Origin of the sequence: Nitrosomonas europaea (genome assembly GCF_900167395.1) — a bacterium.
Taxonomy (GTDB): Bacteria; Pseudomonadota; Gammaproteobacteria; order Burkholderiales; family Nitrosomonadaceae; genus Nitrosomonas; species Nitrosomonas europaea.
This window is the reverse complement of record NZ_FUWK01000044.1, coordinates 1-21481: the sequence shown is the minus strand read 5'-3', so window position 1 is coordinate 21481 and position 21481 is coordinate 1. Positions and strand designations below refer to the sequence as shown.

The 21481-nt window shown below is 59.9% G+C and carries 18 protein-coding genes; 5 read left to right on the top strand and 13 right to left on the bottom strand.

The genetic code is table 11. The features are described from left to right. Positions 1-94 precede the first annotated feature (94 nt). Entirely contained in the window at positions 95-475 is a 381-nt protein-coding gene (locus tag B5D58_RS11605; protein ID WP_198407853.1) for a lysozyme, read from the top strand. After that, a complete protein-coding gene (locus tag B5D58_RS11600; RefSeq protein ID WP_041356894.1) occupies positions 472-972 on the top strand; it encodes a hypothetical protein in 501 nt (166 codons plus the stop codon). The genes B5D58_RS11605 and B5D58_RS11600 overlap by 4 nt, the downstream gene beginning before the upstream one ends. A 14-nt stretch (positions 973-986) precedes the next feature. Here B5D58_RS11600 and B5D58_RS11595 read toward each other — a convergent pair whose 3' ends face one another. The 13 genes from B5D58_RS11595 to B5D58_RS11540 all read right to left on the bottom strand — a co-directional run bounded on the left by B5D58_RS11595 (position 987) and on the right by B5D58_RS11540 (position 19248). Further along, entirely contained in the window at positions 987-2000 is a 1014-nt protein-coding gene (locus B5D58_RS11595) for a DUF4917 family protein (RefSeq protein WP_011112985.1), read from the bottom strand. A gap of 5 nt (positions 2001-2005) precedes the next feature. Continuing rightward, positions 2006-3142 (bottom strand): 5-methylcytosine-specific restriction endonuclease system specificity protein McrC, encoded by a 1137-nt coding sequence (mcrC, locus tag B5D58_RS11590; protein ID WP_011112984.1) that lies wholly within the window; start codon positions 3140-3142, stop codon positions 2006-2008. Then, positions 3142-5364 carry an McrB family protein gene (locus tag B5D58_RS11585; protein ID WP_011112983.1) on the bottom strand — a complete coding sequence of 741 codons (2223 nt, stop codon included), beginning with the start codon at positions 5362-5364 and terminating at the stop codon, positions 3142-3144. The genes mcrC and B5D58_RS11585 overlap by 1 nt, the downstream gene beginning before the upstream one ends. A gap of 12 nt (positions 5365-5376) precedes the next feature. Then, positions 5377-8376: a type I restriction endonuclease subunit R gene (locus B5D58_RS11580; protein WP_011112982.1), complete on the bottom strand. Its 3000-nt coding sequence runs from the start codon at positions 8374-8376 to the stop codon at positions 5377-5379. Next, positions 8376-9566, bottom strand: a complete 1191-nt coding sequence (locus tag B5D58_RS11575; protein ID WP_011112981.1) for a restriction endonuclease subunit S — start codon at positions 9564-9566, stop codon at positions 8376-8378. The genes B5D58_RS11580 and B5D58_RS11575 overlap by 1 nt, the downstream gene beginning before the upstream one ends. Then, a complete protein-coding gene (locus B5D58_RS11570; protein WP_011112980.1) occupies positions 9559-11445 on the bottom strand; it encodes an ATP-binding protein in 1887 nt (628 codons plus the stop codon). The genes B5D58_RS11575 and B5D58_RS11570 overlap by 8 nt, the downstream gene beginning before the upstream one ends. After that, on the bottom strand, positions 11438-12952 hold the full coding sequence (locus B5D58_RS11565; RefSeq protein WP_011112979.1) for a type I restriction-modification system subunit M: 1515 nt from the start codon (positions 12950-12952) through the stop codon (positions 11438-11440). Before B5D58_RS11565 ends, B5D58_RS11570 begins: the two co-directional genes overlap by 8 nt. Further along, positions 12949-13260, bottom strand: a complete 312-nt coding sequence (locus tag B5D58_RS11560; RefSeq protein ID WP_021250012.1) for a GIY-YIG nuclease family protein — start codon at positions 13258-13260, stop codon at positions 12949-12951. Before B5D58_RS11560 ends, B5D58_RS11565 begins: the two co-directional genes overlap by 4 nt. Then, positions 13257-13487, bottom strand: a complete 231-nt coding sequence (locus tag B5D58_RS13980; protein ID WP_011112978.1) for a hypothetical protein — start codon at positions 13485-13487, stop codon at positions 13257-13259. The genes B5D58_RS11560 and B5D58_RS13980 overlap by 4 nt, the downstream gene beginning before the upstream one ends. Beyond that, a complete protein-coding gene (locus B5D58_RS11555) occupies positions 13445-14791 on the bottom strand; it encodes a type I restriction-modification system subunit M (RefSeq protein ID WP_011112977.1) in 1347 nt (448 codons plus the stop codon). The genes B5D58_RS13980 and B5D58_RS11555 overlap by 43 nt, the downstream gene beginning before the upstream one ends. A 65-nt stretch (positions 14792-14856) precedes the next feature. After that, the gene (locus B5D58_RS11550; protein WP_011112976.1) at positions 14857-16266 is read right to left on the bottom strand and encodes a DNA-processing protein DprA; all 1410 of its coding nucleotides are present in this window, start codon (positions 16264-16266) and stop codon (positions 14857-14859) included. Beyond that, a complete protein-coding gene (locus B5D58_RS11545; protein WP_011112975.1) occupies positions 16263-18341 on the bottom strand; it encodes a RecQ family ATP-dependent DNA helicase in 2079 nt (692 codons plus the stop codon). Before B5D58_RS11545 ends, B5D58_RS11550 begins: the two co-directional genes overlap by 4 nt. A gap of 1 nt (position 18342) precedes the next feature. Then, entirely contained in the window at positions 18343-19248 is a 906-nt protein-coding gene (locus B5D58_RS11540) for a helix-turn-helix transcriptional regulator (protein ID WP_011112974.1), read from the bottom strand. 279 nt (positions 19249-19527) lie between these two features. On the opposite strand from B5D58_RS11540, the gene B5D58_RS11535 reads away from it, so the two are divergent. The 3 genes from B5D58_RS11535 to B5D58_RS11525 all read left to right on the top strand — a co-directional run. Next, complete coding sequence (locus B5D58_RS11535; RefSeq protein ID WP_011112973.1) at positions 19528-20475, top strand: patatin-like phospholipase family protein; 948 nt, start codon at positions 19528-19530, stop codon at positions 20473-20475. Between the two features lie 14 nt (positions 20476-20489). Further along, positions 20490-21233 (top strand): nucleotidyltransferase domain-containing protein, encoded by a 744-nt coding sequence (locus B5D58_RS11530; protein WP_011112972.1) that lies wholly within the window; start codon positions 20490-20492, stop codon positions 21231-21233. Then, positions 21205-21481, top strand: a 277-nt coding sequence (locus tag B5D58_RS11525; protein WP_143779583.1) for a transposase, incomplete at its 3' end; no start/stop codon positions are given. The genes B5D58_RS11530 and B5D58_RS11525, both read left to right, overlap by 29 nt.

Below are 21481 nucleotides of genomic sequence, written 5' to 3'. Positions count from 1 at the left end.
GGCTGAAGAAAACTACCGACAAACCCAGGATAATAAGACATTGATGGATATTTTACTTTAACCAAATAGCCTCCTCGATTGTCGGGACGGTTCAGTGCCGACCATCAGGTTCGGTACCACCACCGGGGTGAAGCTGGGCGACACGACCACGCCTCCGAAGGCGCTGGCTCGGGCGCTCACCGACGTACAGCAATTCGAGGGAGCGCTCAAGCAATGTGTGACCGTGCCCCTGGCCCAGCACGAGTACGACGCGCTGGTGAGCTTCTCCTACAACGTCGGCAGCCGCGCGTTCTGCCAATCCACGCTGGTCATGAAACTCAATGCGGAGGACTACGCCGGGGCCTGCGCCGAACTGCTGCGCTGGCGCTTCTTCCAGGGCAAAGACTGCGCGCTGCCCACCAACGCGCGGCTGTGCGGCGGGCTGGCTACTCGGCGAGAAGCCGAATACCGGCAGTGCATCGGGGAGGCGTCGTGAGCGTGATTCCGTGGCCGTACCGGCTGCTGACCCTCGCGGCGCTCAGCGTCGCCCTGGTTGGCTTCGGCTGGATCAAGGGTGCGAGCCACGTTCAAGCGCAATGGGATGCCGCCATCCAGCAACAAGCCCTGCAAGCCGCCGCCGTCCGCGAACGGCAGGCGCAGGCCACCGTCAAGGTCGTCACCGAGTACGTCGACCGCGTTCGCATCGTTCGCGAGAAGGGCGAAACCATCATCAAGGAGGTTCTTGTCTATGTGCCCGTTCAAGCCGATTCTGCTTGCACTATCAACCGTGGCTTTGTGCGCCTGCACGACGCTGCCGCCGCCGGTGAACTGCCCGAGCCCGCCCGAGATGCTGATGCGGCCGCCACAGGCATTGCGCTCTCTGCCGTCGCCGGAACCGTTGCTGCCAACTACCAAACCTGCCACGAGAACGCCGAGCAACTAACGGCGTTGCAAGCGTGGGTAAGGGAGATGAAGGTTGCCGGCGAGCAGTAGTGTTCAGCACCTCATCATGGATTGTTCCAGCATCCAGGGCTCCGCGAATCGAAGAACGTGACCTCTGTGCCAGGCAAGGACCGGCCAACGGCCTTGAGTACCTGAAGGCAGAACGCTTGCTGATCTCCATCTGGCTGACCAGTGAAAACCGAGACGGCCATTCGCTTTGGCGGATTCGCTGCGATGGCAGCGAGCACATGCTGGTCTCGCTCGTCAAAGCTCCAGCCATAGACGACCAGGCTCTCTCCAAGGGCGGGCAGCACCTCTTCATATACGTTCGTCAGGTAGTGACTTCGGCGAATCGCAGCGACCTTCTGATGACTGGTTCCCTCGCTAACAAACACGGGCACATAGTGCCCGGACGCCCACCTCCGGGTTATGGTGCCAAGCAAGTCACCTGCGGCTCCCGCGCCTACAGAAAGCTTTGTCTCATCACCAAGGTAGTCACGAGCAACCGCAAGACTGCCGTGAGGGTAGAAAACCAATGTTGCTCCTGCAGCGTGCCCATAGGGTCGCCGCAGATATTCCCAATCCGTCTGGAACTCCCCGTCGTGGAATGCGTCCTTGAACCAACTCCCGTTCGCCGCGTTGAACAGCAGCATGGCCCAGTACAAGGTGATGTCGTAGTTCAGGCTGACGACCGTGGGAAACGCGCTTGCAAACGCACCGACCCTTTGTAGGTCGGCGGCAACATCGGCATGCACCGGATGCACACTGTGCACAGCTTCGATCAGTGCGGTACGGACCTCCTCATAGGCTGCGGAGATGGCGGCCGACGGCGTCCCCAATGCCCCGTTGACGTGCTCGGCATACCAGCACGCCAGCAGAACATGCTCGAAGTCGGTTGTCCCGAGCTTGGCGAATATTGGGGCAGTAGTGGCGAGCAGTCCTTTTGCATCAGCAATGCCATGGAGTGTTGGGTATGCGAACTCCTTGTGGATGGCAATGCTGGCGCCGTTGCCCAAAAGGAGGGAGCTCCAACCTTCAGCGCTGATGTTTGCCCATGTGTCGATGCCGATTCGATCCATGCTCTTCACTGGCCTGTCACTGGCTGGTTCGGGTCAAAGAATCGCAGCAGTTGCAATCGAATATCCGACGTCGACGCAGTCAGATCCACGGTGGCGAAACGAATGCGATGCCCTTGGATGACAGCCGTCTCGTCGACCATCTGGCCGATCGCGGGATGCAACAACAATCCACTCGCGTGATCTGCAAGCGCATCGCCGCACCCAACCTGGGAGCGCAGATAGGCGTAGATCTGGTACACGTATCCGCTGCGCAGGGTTTCCTCACGGTACCAACCGCTTGTCACAATCGAGGTGAACTTGGTATCGATGACGATCCTTTGTCCGGTTGACGGGTGGTCGAGCACGACATCAGTTCGCATCGTCGGCAGGATCTTGTCGATCCCTGCTGTCCTCTGCTCGATCTGCCAGCCCATCGTCCCGCCGCATAGCACCCGCCAGCCCTGCGGACTCAATACGACTTCGTAGAAGCCGCCCACCGCTCGCTCGAACAAACGGCGTACCCATGTCGCTTCTCGGTCCGGCAGAGAGAGCACATTCGCACCCGACGCTTCCGTAGGCAGTGCCAGATCGAGTGCCAGCTTTGCGGCTGCCACCATGAACCGGTCGTCCGCATCGTTACGGCCGAAGCGATCGGTGCTCATTTGGGCGCGGGCCGGTGCATCCCCTGATACACCCATTGCCTTCATGCCACCCGCAAGTGCGCGGCACCGATGGGCAACGTCCTTCCTCTGAACGATCCTGGAGATGGACTCCAAGGCTGCTCGGACGAAACGATTGCGTGGGGTGTCGATGGTGAGTTCGTCGAACCAGCACGCCACCAGGCCTCTATCCATCAACTGATGGCGTTCGGTGGTCAGGACGTCGATCCGGCCACGCACGCGATTGATGACTGCATCACGAGATCGATATCCAAGACTCAAGCGGCGACGCTGTCGCACCTCAACCGCGTGGGCAAGGATCTCCGCGACTAGATCCGGTAGATCGTCCGGGCTGTCTTCCAAGCCGATCTTGCCGATGCCGCGAGTGCGGAACAGGTCAGAGGCGTAGAGCATCAGCAGCCAGAGGTTGCGCACCGGAATGCGTCCGATGAACCCCTCAGCGCTGTTGGATGCACTTTCCTCCTGTTCTGCGACGGCGGTCATCACCAGCCCTGCGTCAGCCGTGCAATCGCCTTTTGTGCTTCGTCGGGCGCGTCGAACCAGTATTCATCCAGCAACGGGCCGATCTCCGTTTCCACGACCTGCAGGAACCACTTCTTCGTGTCTCCGGCTTCCAGTCGATGTGCAGGGGTCACATAGCTGTGACCAATTCGGAATTGCTTGCCAAGGCGCGCGTCCGCCGCGATCTGGTCGTTCAGCTCGGCGATACGGCGCTCGATATCCGCGACCAAACCCGGATCGACAGCACACTCCTTGACCACCCAATCCCGCCAAACCTGGCCCAGTCTTGGCTCCAGCCCAACGAAAGCAAAGCGGCGACGCAATGCCAGATCGACCAGTGCAAGTGATCGGTCGGCGATATTCATGGTGCCGACCACATAGAGATTCTCGGGAATATGGACGGGACGGCGTTTGCCGTCCGCATCCGGATAGCAGAGTTCCAGCGCTTCGTTGGGTGTCCGTTTGCCGGCCTCAAGCAGCGTCAGCAACTCGCCGAAGATCTGCGCCGGGTTGCCACGGTTGATCTCCTCGATCACCACGACAAACTTCGACGAAGGGTCCTTCGATGCGGCCTTGATAGCTTCCATGAAGACGCCGTCCGCCAGCGACAACTTGCCTTCGCCAGTGGGGCGCCACCCTCGAACAAAGTCCTCGTAGGACAGGTTGGGGTGGAACTGCACTGCACGGACCTTGCTGTCGTCCTTCTGGCCCATGAGCGCGAACGCGAGCCGTTTGGCCAGCCAGGTCTTGCCCGTGCCCGGAGGCCCCTGAAGGATGAGGTTCTTTTTTGTGCGCAGACGATCGAGCAAGCGGTCAATCTCGGCCCGCTCCAGGAAACAGCCGTCCTTGAGGATGTCCTCCACCGAGTAGGGAACGATTGGCGCTGCCACCTGAAAGGCTTCGCGAACTTCGCCTTCAGTTTCCTGTTCGGCTCCGGCATTGGTACCGATATCGCCAGCCGGCACAGGCTCGTCAACCGGGTCTTTGTACATCCAGGACGCAAGAGACAAGTCCGGGAAACTGTGGACGGGATAGCCGTCTTCGCCGAAGCGCGAACGCAAATCGTCCAGCAGCTTCAAATAGGCCCGACCATCACATGGGCCTTGCTGACCACTGATGGCGACATTCAGGCCGAGCCGCTTGTTGATGTAGTGGCGCGACTGGCTATCCAAGGTCAGGAATTCCCACGGATGCGCCCAGTAGAGACCTGTCGAAAGGTTCCATGCGACACCCCACACTTGGGTTGCCTCATCATAAGCCCGGATGAAGGCATCGCGAGTGTCCAACTGGTCGCCATCGACCATCTTGCTCGCGGCAACGAATACCTTCCATAGCGCGTCGATGTCGCCCGCACCACGCTTGTCGGCATAGGCGAAAAACCAGGAGCGTTGGTTGTTGAGGACGGGGATGCCCTCGAATGAAGGCGGGACCGGCACCGTGACACCCAGCAGCTTGGCAAGTTCACCCGCGAGGGTCTTGCGGTTGGCATCGGTCATGGATCGGTTAAAGGTGCCCATCGTGGTGAATGGGCAAATGTCCCGCAGCGGACCACTGGTTCCATCAGGAAACTTATCCTGGAGATAGGTCAGCCCCGGCACCCGGGACGCGATCTCGTGGATGCCCTCGATGAGCGGAGTTCGATCGTCTGCGTGGGCCAGCAGCTTTTCGGCCACTGCCTCGTAGAAGTCCGTCCACTCGAAGCGCTGCTTTTCTGGCGAAGTCGTGCCGTAACGCTCCCGCCAAAAGGGCTCGTTGCGAAAGCGATCTACATCCTGCGGCTTGCCGTCAAACGCAAATGCAATCAGCGCATCGTTCATCCATTCGCCGGGCAGCACACGCCAGATCGTTGCTCGGTGAGTGTAGAAGTACCACTCCCGTACTGGCTCGACCTTGGCCCAGTCCACCTTCACCCGCTTCCCGTCGTTCAGGTTTTCAGTGATCGTGCCGACCGCCTTGATGCCCATAACCGAAACCGCTCGGCCTCGGCTATCGAAAGGCAGACCGTGCTTTCGCGTGTAAGACGACTTGATGGCGATCCGCTCTCCCGGGCGCATGGAACGCACCACTTCGAGGAGCTTGTCGTCGTAGCCGTTCTCCCAAATTCCTTCCGCAAGAAATCGCGGCATCTGATCATCGGTACCGCCGTAGCTGGCGCCGACAAACCAGGTTGCATGCGGTGCACTATCTATCGTCTGAGTGGTCATCCCCCGCCCCCTTTAGTAATACTGCCGGATGTAGCTGTAGGCCTTCTCGAACAGCTCTTCATCCGCATGCAGCTTGTATTTGAAGAGGGCTTTGCGCAGGGCCTTCTTGACTTCACGCTCACCGGCCTGCGTGCCTTGCCAGCCCGGGAAACGGACCAGTCGCACAATCTCGTCGATGTCCGCGACCACGCGTTCGACCATGATGGGCGTCTCGGCCGTCTTGATCTCGTTGAATAGTTCGGTGAGCGCCGCCTTGCCGCGATCCTCGTCCTCTTCAGGCGGGACCTCCTTCTCGGCTTGCAGCGTCTCCTTGGCGATCTCCAGCAACTGCTTCAGAAACTCGACGCTGTTGATCTGGCCAGACTCGAACCGGTCCTTTAGCGCATCGAGCCGCTCCGACAGCTTCTTGAACTTGGGGTTGCCGCCATGCCCGCGCAGCCGGCGCTTGAGCTTGATCTCGATCTCCTTGGCCTTCTTCGGGTCGGGGTTCGACAGCACGGCCTCCAGCAGATCAGCGTCCAGCACCAGGGTGTCGAGGTCATCCCGCACGGCGTCCACATGCACGTTCTGGTGGATCAGCTCGATGGTCTTGGCGCCCAGCGAGTGCCAGATCAGCTTGCCGTGGCCACTGGAGGGCTGCACCGACTGGTACACCTGCGACAACCACTTGTAGTCCTTTTCGAAGGGGCCCAGAACGGTGTCCGGTGACAGCGCCTCCCAGATCTTGTTGAGCACGCTGTACTCAGCGGCAAAGTTGTCTCTTACCTCGTTATTGGGCAGACACTGCTGCGCGGCGATCAGGCCCTCATAGCCTTGCACGCTGCGGTCGCAGCCGGCAAAGAAGGCCAGGCATTTCTGCATGGCTTCGGGCAGCTTGTCCTTCAGCTCCTGAATGTTGCTCACCACCTGCTTGACGCTCTGGTCGTCGAATTCCAGCGCTGCCGCCACGTCATCGAAGATGCCGAGGTAGTCGACGATCAGGCCGTGGGTCTTCTGTTCGGAGTAGGTGCGGTTCACTCGGCAGATGGCCTGCAGCAGCGTGTGGTCCCGCAGCGGCTTGTCCAGGTACATGGCCTGCAAGATCGGCGCGTCGAAGCCGGTCAGCAGCTTGGCCGTGACAATGATCAGCTTCAGCGGGTCGGCCGGGTCGCGGAAGCGATCCAGCAGTCGTTCTTCTTCGTCGCGGCTTCGGTCGTAGGGCGCGTACTCTGGATGTTCCTTCTTGTCCGCCGCCTGCACCGACATGACGATGTCCGTGGCCTCGGGCGGCAGCAGCTTGTCCAGCTCGGCCTTGAACAGCAGGCAGGATTCCCGGTCGAAGGTGACGATCTGGCCCTTGAAGCCGTTGGGCTCCACCTTGGTCTGGAAGTGCTCGACGATGTCCTCACAGACTTTGCGGATGCGCTCGGGCGTCTTCACCAGCACGGCCATCTTGGCGGCGGTCTTTGCGAGGTTGTCCTTGTCGAGATCCGACAGGCCGCCGGTCAGGTCTTTGTAGGCGGCGTCCAGCGCTGCCTTGTCGATGTGCAGATCGATCAAGCGCGGTTCGAAGTGCAGTTTCAGCGTGGCACCGTCGCGGATCGACTCTTCGAAGCCGTACCGGCTCATGTAGCCCTTTTCGTCCTCGTCGGCACCGAAGGCGTAGAAGGTGTTGCGGTCGGCGCGGTTGATCGGCGTACCGGTCAGGCCGAACAGAAACGCGTTGGGCAGGGCCTCACGCATCTTGCGGCCCAGATCACCTTCTTGCGTGCGATGGGCTTCGTCCACCAGGGCGATGATGTTGCTGCGGTCGTTCAGGCTGCCCGATTTTCCGTTGGGCGCCTCGCCGAACTTGAAGATCGTGGTGATGATGATCTTGCGCACGTCCTGCGCCAGCAGCTGCTGCAGCTTCTCGCGGGTATCCGCCTTTTCCAGATTGGGAATGTCCGCCCCGGTGAACGTACCCGTGATCTGGCTGTCGAGATCGATCCGGTCCACCACGATCAGCACGGTGGGATTCTTTAGGCCGGCATGCATGCGCAGCTTCTGCGCGGCAAACACCATCAGCAGCGACTTGCCCGAACCCTGGAAGTGCCAGATCAGCCCTTTCCTGGGGTAACCGGCCAGCACGCGCTCGACGATCTTGTTGGCCGCTTCAAACTGCTGGTAGCGACAAATGATCTTGATGCGCTGCTTTTTCTTGTTGGTGGCAAACAGCGTGAAGCTGCCCAGAATATCCAGCACCACATGCGGGCGCAGCATGCTCTCGGCCGACAGCTTGAGCGACTTCAGCGGATGGTGCTGACCATCCTCGCCATCACCATCCAGATGCCACGGCCCCCAGTCCTTGACTGGTAGCCCAATGGAGCCATAGCGGTACGCCTTGCCCTCGGTGGCCACCGAGAACACGTTGCAAACGAACAGCTCCGGCACGAATTTCTCGTAGTCGTCGTGCACCTGCACCGCAGCGTCGACCCAGCTGATGCACTTCTTGACCGGCGTCTTGGCCTCGATCAGTACCAGCGGCAGGCCATTCACCAGCAGCACCAGATCAGCCCGGCGTTCGGTGGGGCCAGCACGGTAGGTGTATTGTTGGGTGACGATGTAGTGGTTTTGCGACAGATCATCCAGGTCGATCAGCCGCACCGGCACATGCTCGTTGTTGGCGCCGAAGGGCATCGAGCGCTCACCGCGCATCCACGCGGTCATTTCCTCGTTGGCGCGGATCAGCCCATCCGATCGCACCGAGAGCACGATGGCGCGCAACTTGTAGAGCACCTCGTCGGCGCGGTCGGGCTGGGCGGCAATCTCCGGGTTCAGCCGAATCAGCGCCTCGCGCAGCCACGGCTCGACCAGCACTTCCTGATTCTGGCGCGGCACCTCAGACGGAGCAGCGTAGCGCCAGCCAACGCCTTTGGGGCTGGGACCATAGCTGGCTTGAGGTTCCTGGGCGGTGTTGACCGGAACCGCCTTGATTGGGCCGGCGAGCAGATCGCGGACATAGGCTTCGACGGTGTTGGATTCGTTAAACACTATGCCGCTCCCCCAATTGTTCTCATGGCAATGAGTCTTGTTAGCTGCCGCGCGGCATCCCAGCGTGCCTTTTGCGTTGCAATCGCGTTTTTAAATTGCTGCAGTTCATCGAGCGCCATTTCCTGGACATCAAGATCCGGCACGTTCAAGCGCATCTGCAGCAGGTTGGCACGATTGATCTTCTTCATGCTCGCACTGGTGCCCGCTGCAATTCGCATTAGGAATTCGCGGGCAGATGTGGTCTGTAACAAGGCCTCCAAGAAATGCGGGTGAACCAGTGCAGGGTTTGGCTGGAGACGCATCATCGTGTCCGGAAAGGACACGTCATCACGGTTATCGCTGAAAATCCCAACGAACCCAACTCGATCCACTGTATTGGAGCGAGAAATCAGCATGTCGCCCATAGAGAGTTTTGCCGCGACCATCTTGCTTGTTGGCTCGACGGGCTTGAAGTCCCCTGATACATATCCATCGCGAGACAGTGCAGCCAATCCGAGTACGAAATAGCCTGTGTCGGCATCCTTTGGCGGCGCACTGCAGCCGCTTTCCGGTGACCTCAATAAGAGGTCGCCCAGGAGAAAGGAATTTGCTAAGGACGATGTTTTGCGCAGAAGCAGTGAATCCTTGAACGACTGCAGCATCCGGCCTGCAGCGCGATGTGCAGCTTCGACGGCATGGCACTGGTCGGTTGCGGCGCTTAGTAGGGCTATGGCTGATTGCTGCTCATCAATGGGTGGCAGTACAAACTCAAACTTCGCCAAATCAGAAAAGTTGATGTAGGGATTGACTGATCCCTTTGAGTTCTTAACCGAGAAGTCGTTGAATGCCTCAGTCTGCATCAGGAACGGCAGAAACTCCGGCAGAAGTTCATTGGGGTTATGCGGCTCCAACACGAAGGTCGTGTTCGCACAGATACCTTCAAAATCAGCTACCGCCACCTTTCGCAGATAGGTTCTGCGCGAGCCATAGAGAACTTGTCCGGGCTTGAAGCGCATGTGGAAGGCTGGCCCCAAGTAACCCGAGCCAATCTCACCCCAGCGACGGAGTCGAAGGTCGTCGGTGTCCATATGGTCACCAGCGATGTAACGCTCAAGGCCAGAGGTCTCGGGATCGGCCTTCTCTTTGCATTGGCGGACCACATCGCCAAACTTCACTCGACGCCAGCCAGGCTTTAAGTCCCTTTCAATCATTACGCTTGTCCTCTGGGGCGACATACGCCTGGTGTGGGTGTTTGGCGCTTTCCGGGTAGCGGAAACGTAATTGGCCGTCACGCACCATGGGTATTAGGTGTTTGTTGCGCAGGTAGTCGCGGTCTTTTCCCAGCAAGGTTGCAAGTTGATCACCGCTCTGGGGCGCCCACTGGCACAGGCGGCGGATGCCGTCACGCAAGGCTTCGCTGCTGATCCGGCCCTGCAAGGTTGCAAGTAAGGTTGCAAGCTCAGGCGGCAAGGTTGCAAGCTGAGGGTTGCATGCTTGCTGGCCCGCTACCGCCTCTGCAGGCTGAGGCTGGCCAACAGGAGGGGTGTCTGCGGGGACATCCAACGGCAGCTCTGACTGTGCGCTCTCCAGAGTCGGACGAGGCTCATTACCGGCCAGGGTGTAATAGGTGCGACTGCCTGCACCCCGCTTCTCAAGCAGGCCCCGGTCGCGCAGCCGGCGCAGTACCATGCTGGCGGCCAGGGTATCCGAGCCACAGAAGTCGCGGCAGGCGGTGTTATCCACCGCGCCGGTTGCCCGCACATAGATCAGCACCTTGGCTTCGTCGGGGCCCAGTGTGCTGCCGGCATAATTGCGCAGCCAGGTGTGGTCTTCTTCGGTGAGCAGGTTGTGCAGAAACAGAGTGAGCTTAAATTCATTGGCCTGCCGGTCTGAGTGGAACTCTGGCAGCGGCAAGCCTGCATCTGCAGCCAGGCGACGCATGGCACGAATCCCCGTACCCTTGGCTTCGGCCAGATGCAGATCATGCAGCACTGCTGCAATGGCTGGGTTGCGCAGACGTGAACCTGGCAAGCCCAGCTGCGCTGGCTCCTTGAGGGAGTAGCCGACGTTACGAATTTCGATGCGGTTGCTGTAGCGAATGATCTGCGTCGGGCTGTGCAGGGTGTAGTTGCGGTGCATGGCGGCATTGGCCAGCGCCTCGCGGATCACCTTGCGCGGCAGAATGGGCTCTTGCACGCTCTGTAGCTGGCCCTCTGGCAGGCGAAAGCCTTTAGGTAGCTCATCAATAATGCTGGCTTCGGCGAGCGGCAATGCCAGCATCAGGGGCTTGCGGATGTCGATGGATTGGAAGCGATTTTCTGGATCTTCGACCCATTCGTTGCCCGGTACACGTATGTAGTCAATACGCACCATGGGCAGCAATCTGCGCAAAGCTAGCGGTTTACCGAACAAAACGATGCCAGCCAATGTGGGTTGCAAAACACCATCCACACGCCTTAGTGCCCCCAGCGCTTCGAGCATGTCTTCGTCGCCATAGTCCAGCTCTTCGGCCTGGGGGTTGATGCGGGCACGCTCACGCCGATACGCGGCAATGGCGGTCGGGTCAAAGTCGTCGGCGCGGGCATCAGAAAGAATGCTTGAATCAGGGCCATGCAAGGGCTGGCTTTCACCACGCAACACCCAGAGGTCTTCATCGACGCAGCGCTGGTCGCTTGAGCCGATGCGGCGGTAAGCGCCGCCTGGTAGGCCCGTGGCTTTTTTGTAGATGGGTTTGTGAGTGACGTCAGCCTCGGGCACATACACCACCAGCAGCGTCTTGCCACCCACCTGCTCCAACTGCATCTCTGGCCGCAGAGCGACGTTGAGCATGCTGGCACACTGGCTGGCGAGATCACGCTGCACCTTGTCCGGATCGGGCAACCCCACCGGCCGGTACACGGTATCGCCCTTGTCGTTGATCGCCCAGTCCACGCCCAGTAGCAGGTAGCCGCCATCCAGGCCGGGCTCGTTGGCAAAGGCGATGACCGTTTCCATCACCGATTTACCCATGTCGCTGGCACGCTTGGCTTCGATACGGGCAGACTCGTCCACCGCATTGAGTTCATCCAGTAGATCGGTAGCGCTACGCATCGGCTGCCTCCTGAGCGACGAGGCCATCGAGCGTTTCGACCAGCGCATCCATCTGTTGCCAGAAGGCGCGACCGTCGGCTTGCCATTGATCCCAGGCTGAGCGCAGCGATACCGCGTCATCATTGCTGTCGGTGGCGATGGCGGCGGCAATGCGCTTCACGTACAGCGGGATCGAGAGGTTGCCCGCATTGGCGCCGATCTCGGCCAGGGTGGCGACCTTGGCGAAACCGGGCACATCGGCAAACGTCTTGTAAGCGGTCAGGATGCGCTGCTGGTGCTCGGGCTTCAGAAAGCTCTGCGCCCGCTCCCGGGCGACCTCATTCACCGCGTCGATGAAGATCACCTTGCCCTTGCGAGCGGCGGCCTTCTTGCGGTTGCAGATGACAATGCACGACTCCATCGGGGAGTTGTAGAACAGGTTGGGGCCCAAGCCGATGACAGCCTCGACCCAGTCCTGCTCGACCATCTTGGCGCGCATGGACTGTTCTTCGTTACGGAACAGCACGCCGTGGGGCCAGAGCACGGCGCAGCGCCCCTTGGCGGTGAGGCTGGTCAGGATGTGCTGCTGGAAGGCGTAATCGGCGCGGCCCTGCGGCGGTGTACCCAGGGAGTTGCGGCCCCACTTGTCACTGCTCCAGGCCTCGCGATTCCACTGCTTGATGGAGTACGGCGGGTTGGCCAGGATCACATCGAACTGACGCAAGCGGTCGCCTTCGATGTGCTTGGGTTCGGCCAAGGTGTCACCCCGGATGATCTCGAAGTCTTCCACGCCGTGCAGGAACAGGTTCATTCGGGCGATGGATGAGGTGATGAGGTTGCGCTCTTGCCCGTAAAGCTTGAGCGTGCGGTATTCGCCGCCTGCGCGCTTTACTTCATCTAAGGCCGAGATCAGCATGCCGCCGGTGCCGCAGGTGGGGTCGTAGATCGACTCGCCGGCCTGCGGCGCTAGAAGCTGCGTCATCAGGTGGACGACGGTGCGGTTGGTATAGAACTCGGCCGCCGTGTGGCCGGAATCATCCGCGAACTTCTTGATCAGGTACTCGTAGGCGTTGCCCAGCTCATCCTCGGGGACGTTGGCCACCGAGAGTGTCTGTGTCGAAAAGTGCTCGATCAGGTTTTTCAGCGTTTCATCGGGCAGGCGCTCGCGGTTGGTCCACGGCGCATCGCCGAAGATGCCATCGAGCAGATCCGGGTTGGCACTTTCGATGGCGCGCATGGCCTTTTGAATAGCTGCGCCCACGTTCTTCGGTGTTTGACGCACATCGTTCCAGTGTGCGCCAGCGGGAATCTGGAAGCGGTGGTTCTCCGCGAACTGCGCGTAAGAGAGGTCACCGCCTGAGTTGGCCAGCGCCGCCTGGTATTCCTCGTCCCAGACATCCGAGACCCGCTTGTAGAACAGCAGCGGGAAGATGAACTGCTTGTAGTCACCCGCGTCGATGAGGCCGCGAAGCAATACGGCTGCGCCCCACAGGTAGCTTTCGAGTTCTTGTTGGCTGATGCGTTTCATAGTCCGTTCGTCCTGAGCTTGTCGAAGGATGAACGGGCCAATCGTGATACTTCAGCCCAATCACCACGAATCATTGCGGCCTTCTTCTTGCGACTCCAGCCCTTGATTTGTTGCTCTGAGGCAAGCGCCTCTTCTCGGGTTGCGTGTTCTTGAGCAAACACCAGTTCAACCGGGCGACGTTTGAACGTAAAGCACGTTGGGAACGCTCCCGTGTCATGCTGAGCGATCCGACCCTGGAGATCGTCGGTATGGCCGGTGTAGTAACTATCGTCACTGCATCGCAGCATGTATACCCAGAAGCTCATCATGCCTGCTCCCGCCCTTCGACAGGCTCAGGGCGAACGGTGTCGAGCCATCCCCCTTCAGTCATGACCTGCGCAAGCCGCTCTTCGGCTTCACGGCAGCGGGTGAGCGCGTCCTTGAATGCCGCGATGGCATCGGGCAGCGGTGGGATGTCTTCTTGCAATGGCGGCAGGACATAGCGCGAAATGTTCAGCGTCCAGTCTTCGGCCTTGATCTCGTCGAGACTGACCACGGGACTGCGTCCTGCACATCGGCAAAGCCGCGATACCAGCTGAGGATTTCGGTGGCGTGCTCGGGTTCCAGATGGTTTTGCGCACGACCCCGGCGGAACAGGCGTGACGCATCGGCGATCAGCACCTTGTTCTTGTGTTTGGCCGGCTTGCGCTTGGCGCACACCATGATGCACGCGGCCAGGCCGGTGCCGTAGAACAGATTTGGCGCCAAACCGATGACAGCTTCGACCAGATCCATCTCCAGCAGCTTCTGGCGAATGCTGCCTTCCACACCTTTGCGGAACAGGGCGCCCTGGGGCAACACCACGGCCATCCGGCCGATGACGTCGGCCATCGACTTGACCATGTGTTGCACCCAGGCGAAGTCACCGCTGGATGAGGGCGGTAGGCCGGCAAAGTTGCGGCCGAAGGGATCGTTCAGCCACAGGTCCTCGCCCCACTTTTCCAGCGAGAAAGGGGGGTTGGCGATCACGCAGTCGAAGGTGGCCAGTCGGTCGACCTCGAAGAAGGCCGGGTTGCGCAGCGTGTCGCCGCGCACCACCTGGAAGTCCTCGATGCCGTGGAGGAACAAGTTCATGCGCGCGATGGACGAGGTGGTGAGGTTCTTCTCTTGTCCATACAGCTTGCCCCACAGCCGCTTCACGTCGCCATGCTGTTCCTTCACGTGCTGCACGGCGGCCAGCAACATGCCGCCGGTACCGCAGGCCGGGTCGTAGATGGTCTCGGCTTCTTTGGGATCGAGCATGTCGATCATCAGCCGCACGACGCTGCGCGGGGTGTAGAACTCGCCGGCCTTCTTGTTGGTGGCGTCGGCGAACTTCTTGATCAGGTATTCGTAGGCGTCGCCGAGCAGGTCCGAGCTGACGTTCTTGTTGCCAAACGGCAGCTTGGAGAAGTGCTCGATCAGGTCCTTGAGCAAGGCATCAGACAGCCGGTCCTTGTTCGACCACTGGGCATCGCCGAACACGCCGTACAGGGTGTCGGGGTTGGCTTTCTCAATCTCGCGCATCGCGCGCTGCAGGGCCGTACCGACATTGCTGGCCTTGGTGCGAACGTCGTTCCAGTGGCAGTCTTCCGGGATCTGGAAGCGGTGCGACTCCGGGAACCAGGCCAGTTGCTCGTCGCCGGTCTCATCAACGATCTCCTGGTACTCCTCGTCCCAGACGTCGCAGATGCGCTTAAAGAACAGCAGCGGGAAGATGTAGGTCTTGAAGTCAGCCGCATCTACCGGGCCACGCAGGATGTTGGCTGACTCCCAGAGGTGACTTTCGAGCTGGCTGAGTGTGATGTGTTGATCGCTCAAACGCTTGGCCCTTCTATATCAATGCCGTCGCACTGCGGCTTGTGTTCTTGTTTGGTCTTCATCAGTTACTCGAACAGCCGCTTTTGCTTGACGATGTAGCCCGCAGGCTTCTTTTGCTTTTCCAATACGCCTTCGTCGACTAGGCGCTGCAACCACGCTTTGGCCTGCGCGTTGGAAACGTCCAGCGCGGCCGCCACGTCGGCGTCCTTCATCGGCGCGCTCAAGAGTTGCTGAATCGCAGCGCGCACGGCAGCGAAGAGCACTTCGGCTGGGCTCGATTCCGGCTGAGCAGATTCCATGGCATCGTCTATCGGCGGTATGGCCTCTGGCGTGACTGACGGCTGCTCTTCCAATGCTGGTGCAGGTGGCTGCGCATCGGAAACAACGTCGACCGGTGCCGATGGCTCACTTTCGGCCTGGGGCGCTGGCGCGGTGTCGGGTGGCACGGGCACCGTTGGCTTGGCGTCAACCGACGTTGGTTCTTCGTTTGAAAACAGCGCAAAACCAACCTGTGGGGATGCCGTCGGAGTCGGCATCGCTACGTTGAACACGTCCTTGAACGAATCCACGTCTTGCGGGTTCGGCCAGGCAAGTGCGCCTTTCTTTCGTAAACCATCCAATCCGGCGGAAGACTCGCCCGTCGATCGAATGAAGACAGGGACAAACTTGAGTTTGTCGAGCTGTTCGACAGCGCCCGCCCAAGTGCCGCCTTTGTTGAGGTCGGAGCTGACCACTAGTGAGGTGTCTGCCAATGCATAGATCAGCTTGTTCCGCTGCATGGCGTGGCCGACATTGAAGCCGGCACTCGGGTCGTAGGGCGAAATCAGCACCAGTTGACCATCGAGCAGCAGGTTGCGGTGCTCGCGGTTCATGGTGGTCTTTTCCAGGCTATCCGATAGAACGCCACAGACCTTGCCTCCAGCCTCCAAGGCGCCACGCATGGCCGCCTGATCGATGCCCTTGGCACCACCGGAGACAAGTGTTCGACCTGCCCGAGCAGCGAGCCGGCCAACTGTCATGGTGTAGTCGATGAGGGCATCGTCCACATGGCGCGATCCGACCACGGCAAGCCCGCCGGTTTCAAGCAAAGCCATGTCGCCACAGCCGTAGAGCACCGCAGGGGCGTCTTCGCGCAAGCGGGCCTTCAGACGGCGGGGATACTCTGCGTCGGCGCGGCTGACGACCCAGATGGCGCGTGCCTGCCAGCGCTCGATCACTTGGCTCAGCAGGAATCCGCGCCCCAGCAATTTCTGCAGGCGGCCCTCGTCAATCACTGGTTGGCACGCACGCAGGATCTCAGCGGCGTCCGGCGAGAGCAGATCCGCAGGCTGACGCTGAATCTCGCGCAAATGACGCGCGAGACGTTTGTATTCACCTGGCGAGAGCAGATCCGATGACGCAGTGCCTCGTCCGGCGATGAGCGGCGCAGTCAGCAGCAGGATCGCCTGGGTGTTGGGTGAGAGGACTGACGTCATTCGTCATGCCCCGTCTGTGAAAGGGCCATCGGCCATACCTCTCCACTACCATTCTTGCGCAGCAGCCAAGCAGACACCGTTAGCGTCCAGCGGGAGTCGACCATATCATCCACCAAGAGGACTGGTCCGGGAGGTATGGGCTGGCCGTTGAGTGCGAGCGAACCATCAATGTTGCGCGCCTGTTGTGTACTGTTTGCCATCGTTTTCTGTTCGGGCCTTGCGTCTGTTTTTGCGATGACCATATGAAACGGCAGACCCAGCGCAGCAGCCAAGCGTTGCGCGAAATTCGGCACCAATTCGGGATGCCGAAGCGAAGGAACGCAGGTCACCCAGGTCGGGCTCGGCTGCGGATTCCACTCTTGAATCATCTTCACGCACGCAGCAACGAGGTCATCGGAAAAGTGGCCGTCGTGGTACTTACCCTGTCGAACCAAGCCGCCCCAACCGGCATCGCCCCAGACGCATAGCGCCTTGCCGGATTCGGCCTGATGGGCAGGTGCGATGAATCCCTTGACGCCATACTGGGGCATTCCACCATCGGGCCATTTTTTGCGTGGCTCGATGGGCAAGCTGGTTCGACGAAGAAATTCGACGGCGGCTTTGACCAGCTCGGCATCCACGGTTGCAGGCAATGGCGGTAAGGCTGGTTCTGCGACAACACTTGGATCGCCGTCGAGCGCGCCAATCAAAAAGCCCATGTGCTCACCAAACGGCAGGCTCACGTAGTCCTGCATCTGCTGGTGCTCGTCTCGCCGTAGTGCGGTGAGGCGTTCCGCTCGATCCCAGAACGCTTCACTCAGCGTTGCCGCCGTGAGCTGCCACTTGCTGCCTTGCTTGGCGATGGGCGCCGGCGCTTCGAGGGAAAGCAGTGCAATCGTCTTGTCGACACGTCCTTTGCTCAGATTGACTCGGCTCAGCAGCTCAGGGACAGACAGCCCATTGGGCTCGTCTTCAAGCGCTCCCAGGACGTCGGCAACTTCTTGCCGGGTCGGGAAGGCACTCCGGATAAACCAGTCAGTGATGTCAGACTCTTCCTGACCGCTGAGGAGTACTCCATAGGCGGAGTCCAGTGCGCGTCCCGCGCGACCAACCTGCTGGTAGTAGGCGACGACCGATCCCGGCATTTGGTAGTGGATGACAAACGCCAGATCCGGCTTGTCGTACCCCATGCCTAGCGCTGTTGTGGCAACCAGCGCTTTGACTTGGTTGTTGAGCAGCGCCTGCTCAAGCTGTTCTCGGCGATCGCCGGTTTCACCCGTATAGGCTTCCACGTTGAAGCCTTGGGTCTTCAACCATTGAGCCACTTGATTGGCATCACGAACCGTCAGCGTGTAGATGATGCCGTGGCCCTGCAGCGTGGCCAGTTGCTCTGCCAGCCAGGCAAGGCGCTCGGCCTGGCTGGGCAGGCGGATCGTTTGCAGTGAAAGCGAAGTCCGATTCAAGTCGCCACGCGAGACGTCCAGCTTCGGACCGAGCACAGCAGCAAGGTCCTCCATCACGCGGTTATTCGCTGTTGCCGTGGTGGCGAGCAAGCGCAGGTTTGGCGGCAGCGTTTTGACAATCCGCTCCAACAGGCGATAGTGAGGGCGGAAGTCGTGACCCCAGTCGGAAATGCAATGCGCCTCGTCGATGACCAGCATCGAAATCTGTGCAGCGATGCCGGCCAGAACCTGCGTCCGGAAGCGCTCGTTCGCCAGGCGCTCCGGCGAGATCAAGAGGATGTCGATCTCCCCCTTGGCCAGCTTGCCCTCGACTACCGTCCAGTCATCCATGTTGTCGGAGTTGATGGTGGCGGCGCGAACCCCCATCCGCTCTGCTGCTGCGATCTGGTTTCGCATCAGCGCCAGCAGCGGCGAGATCAGTAACGCAGGGCCGGCCCCAGCTTCCCTCAGCAACTTGGTCGCGATGAAGTAGACAAAGCTCTTACCCCACCCGGTCTTCTGCACGACCAGCAAGCGGCCTTTGCCTTCGACGATGTGACGAATGGCATCTTCTTGGCCGTCGCGGAAAGTGGCATTGGCGCGTCCGGAGCCAATCCGGAGCAGTTCCAGCGCGCGTTTTGGGTCGTAGGCCACGTTATTGCTCTCCCTTATTTTGGTCAGGCGAGCGGTAGCCCGGCGCCAACACAGCGTTCTTGACGCCGTACAGCGCCAGGTGATCTTTCAGCCAGAGCCTGAATTCGTAACCGCGCAGACTGTGGTCCGGAGAGCAGTCCACGCTCCACTGCCGCAAGATGTATCCGGCGGTGGCAGCACGCAGCTTCATCCGCAGTGACCCGCGAACCATGCCGTAGTCCATCTCCGTAATTTCAGGACGGGGCTGGTCCGGGTGCGGCACCATCTCCAGCTCCACGATCCGGGTCCATTGGATGTCCTGATCACTGCGCTCATGGGACTGCACCTCTGCATCCCTTATAAGGACCGGGCGCTTGATCCGAGTGATGACGAAATCTCGGAACTCTTGGGACTTCCGGTCGAAGGCGCGCACATGCCAGCGCAGGCCGTTGTCGATCAGCGCAAACGGGACGATTTCCCGCTCGGTGCGGCCACTGGAGATGGAGTGGTACTCGATGCCGAGCGGACACTCCTGGTGAATCGCACGGGTCACGCTCGCAAGCACATCCAGATCCGGATGCGTGAGCCGTGACGGGCTCTCGCTGGCCACCCACGCCTTGAGCCGCATCGGCTCGCCATCGCCAAAGCCCTGGGTTAGCCACGACAGCACCCGCTCCGGGGGGAAGTCGAAGACGGGCCGGAAGTCCGGCCCCAGGACGTAGGACTTGCCCTTGGAGTCGTAATCGATGTTGCCCGGGGCCAACTCTTTGTACAGCGCCAGATCCCTGGATGCGGCGGCGGACTGGATGCCAAACCGCGTAACCAAGTCCTGACGGCGTATCTCCCCGATGAAGCGCACGCGCAACTCCACAAACGCGAGCCGGTCGCGTTGTGGCTGGGTTAGATCTGCAAGCTGTTCGTTCGACATCCTGGCTGGCTCGTTCGGGTTAGCGAATGCTTGTACGGATTGTTGCGGAAAGTATATGGTCTGCCATAGAATATGTCCATGAATCTATTTTGATTTGTGCATCAGTCGCTTTGTGATAACCACAGGCGGCGCAGCGACAAGAGGACCGATACAGAGACCATGCAGAACTTCACCGAGCTTCACCTCAAGCCAAGGAAGCTGGAGCGGCCTCATGCTCAGGGCTGAGCCGATGATCATCGGCGTTGCGTCCGCTCTTGATCGGTGGGGAGGACATTGAAAATGATGGAGTCGAAAAATGAGCCTGGGGCGTCCGCCTTACTGCGTGTCCTTACGCTGGACGGCGGCGGCGCGAAGGGCTTTTACACGCTGGGTGTACTCAAGGAAATCGAGGCGATGGTCGGGTGCCCTTTGCACCAGAAGTTTGATCTGGTTTTCGGTACCAGTACGGGCGCGATCATCGCGTCACTGATCGCGCTCGGCCACAGCGTCGATTCCATCCTGGAGCTGTACCGCAAGCACGTGCCTACCGTGATGTCGCAGAAAACCGCTCCGGCCAGGTCGCAGGCCTTGAAGAAGCTAGCTAGCGAGGTCTTCGGCGATGCAACGTTCAGTGATGTGAAGACCGGCATCGGGATCGTCACGGCCAAGTGGCTGACCGAGCGCCCAATGATCTTCAAGGGCAGCGTCGCGCAGGCGCACGGCCAAGTCGGCACGTTCGTCCCGGGCTTTGGCGTGAGCATCGCAGACGCCGTCAAGGCATCGTGCTCGGCCTACCCGTTCTTCGAGCGAACGGTAGTGAGGACTTCAATGGGCGAGGACATCGAGCTAATTGACGGCGGGTACTGTGCAAACAACCCGACTTTGTACGCGATCGCCGATGCGGTTCAGGCGCTTCGGAGTGATCGCAAGGACATCCGGCTGGTGAGCGTCGGCGTGGGCATCTACCCCGACCCGAAGCCGAGCCTGCTGATGTGGTTGGCGAAGAAATATCTCGTCAGCGTCCAGTTGCTGCAGAAGACCCTGGAGATCAACACGCAGTCGATGGACCAGCTGCGGCAGATTCTGTTCCCTGACTTGCTGACCATCCGTATCAACGACTCCTACGTCACGCCTGAAATGGCGACCGATCTGCTGGAGCACGACCTCAAGAAGCTGGGCATCTTGTTCCAGCGAGGACGGGAGTCCTTCGCGTCGCGTGAGAAGCAACTTCGCGAGTATTTGATATAGCCAGGGAAAAGAAGATGCCAATTTCAGAATCGCAGCTCGAAACGTGGTCCCACCAGGGATCGATCACACAGTCGAGTACCACCTACAACACGATCAAGAGCGTTCTGGAGGCCAGCACCACGCCGTATGCCAGCAAGAACTTCAAGGTGTTCCTTCAAGGCTCGTACGGCAACGACACGAATATCTACGCCGAGAGCGATGTGGACATCGTCATCCGGCTCGACGACTGCTTTCACAGCGATCTCGAATCTTTGTCCGACGACGAAAAGTCGGCCTACAAGCAGGCTTTCAACGACGCGACCTACACACATGCCGACTTCAAGCGGGACGTACTGTCGGTGCTTGAGGGGCAATACGGCTCGGCCGTGAAAGCTGGCGACAAGGCGATTGCCATCAACGCGAGCGGTTCACGTCGCAAGTCGGACGTGATTGTCGCGACGCAATTCCGGCGCTACTTCAAATTCCGGTCAGCGAGCGACTCTGAGTACGTCGAAGGCATCTGCTTCTTCAACGCTACCGGCGAGCGAATCGCGAACTACCCGAAGCAGCACTCCGCAAACCTGACAGCGAAGCATCAGGCTTCATCCAAGTGGCTAAAACCTATGGTGCGCGTGCTGAAGAATATGCGCAGCCGGATGGTCGAAGATGGCTTGATCAAGGCTGGTATCGCGCCTTCGTATGAATCGCCCCGGGTTTTGAGGAGGCTCCAACTTTTGAGAGAATGGAGCCATGAGCAATCAAACAAAGTTTTCCCCTGAAGTTCGTGAACGATCTGTTCGTCTGGTACAGGAACATCGAGGCGAATATCCATCGCTATGGGCGGCGGTTGAATCAATTGCACCCAAGATTGGCTGTGTGCCCTCCACGTTGCTGGAATGGGTTAAACGTAGCGAAATTAACAATGGCGCACGCGAAGGTCTGACAAGCAGTGAACGTGATCGCCTCAAGGCGTTGGAGCGTGAGAACAGGGAACTGCGCCGAGCCAATGAGATATTGAAAACAGCCA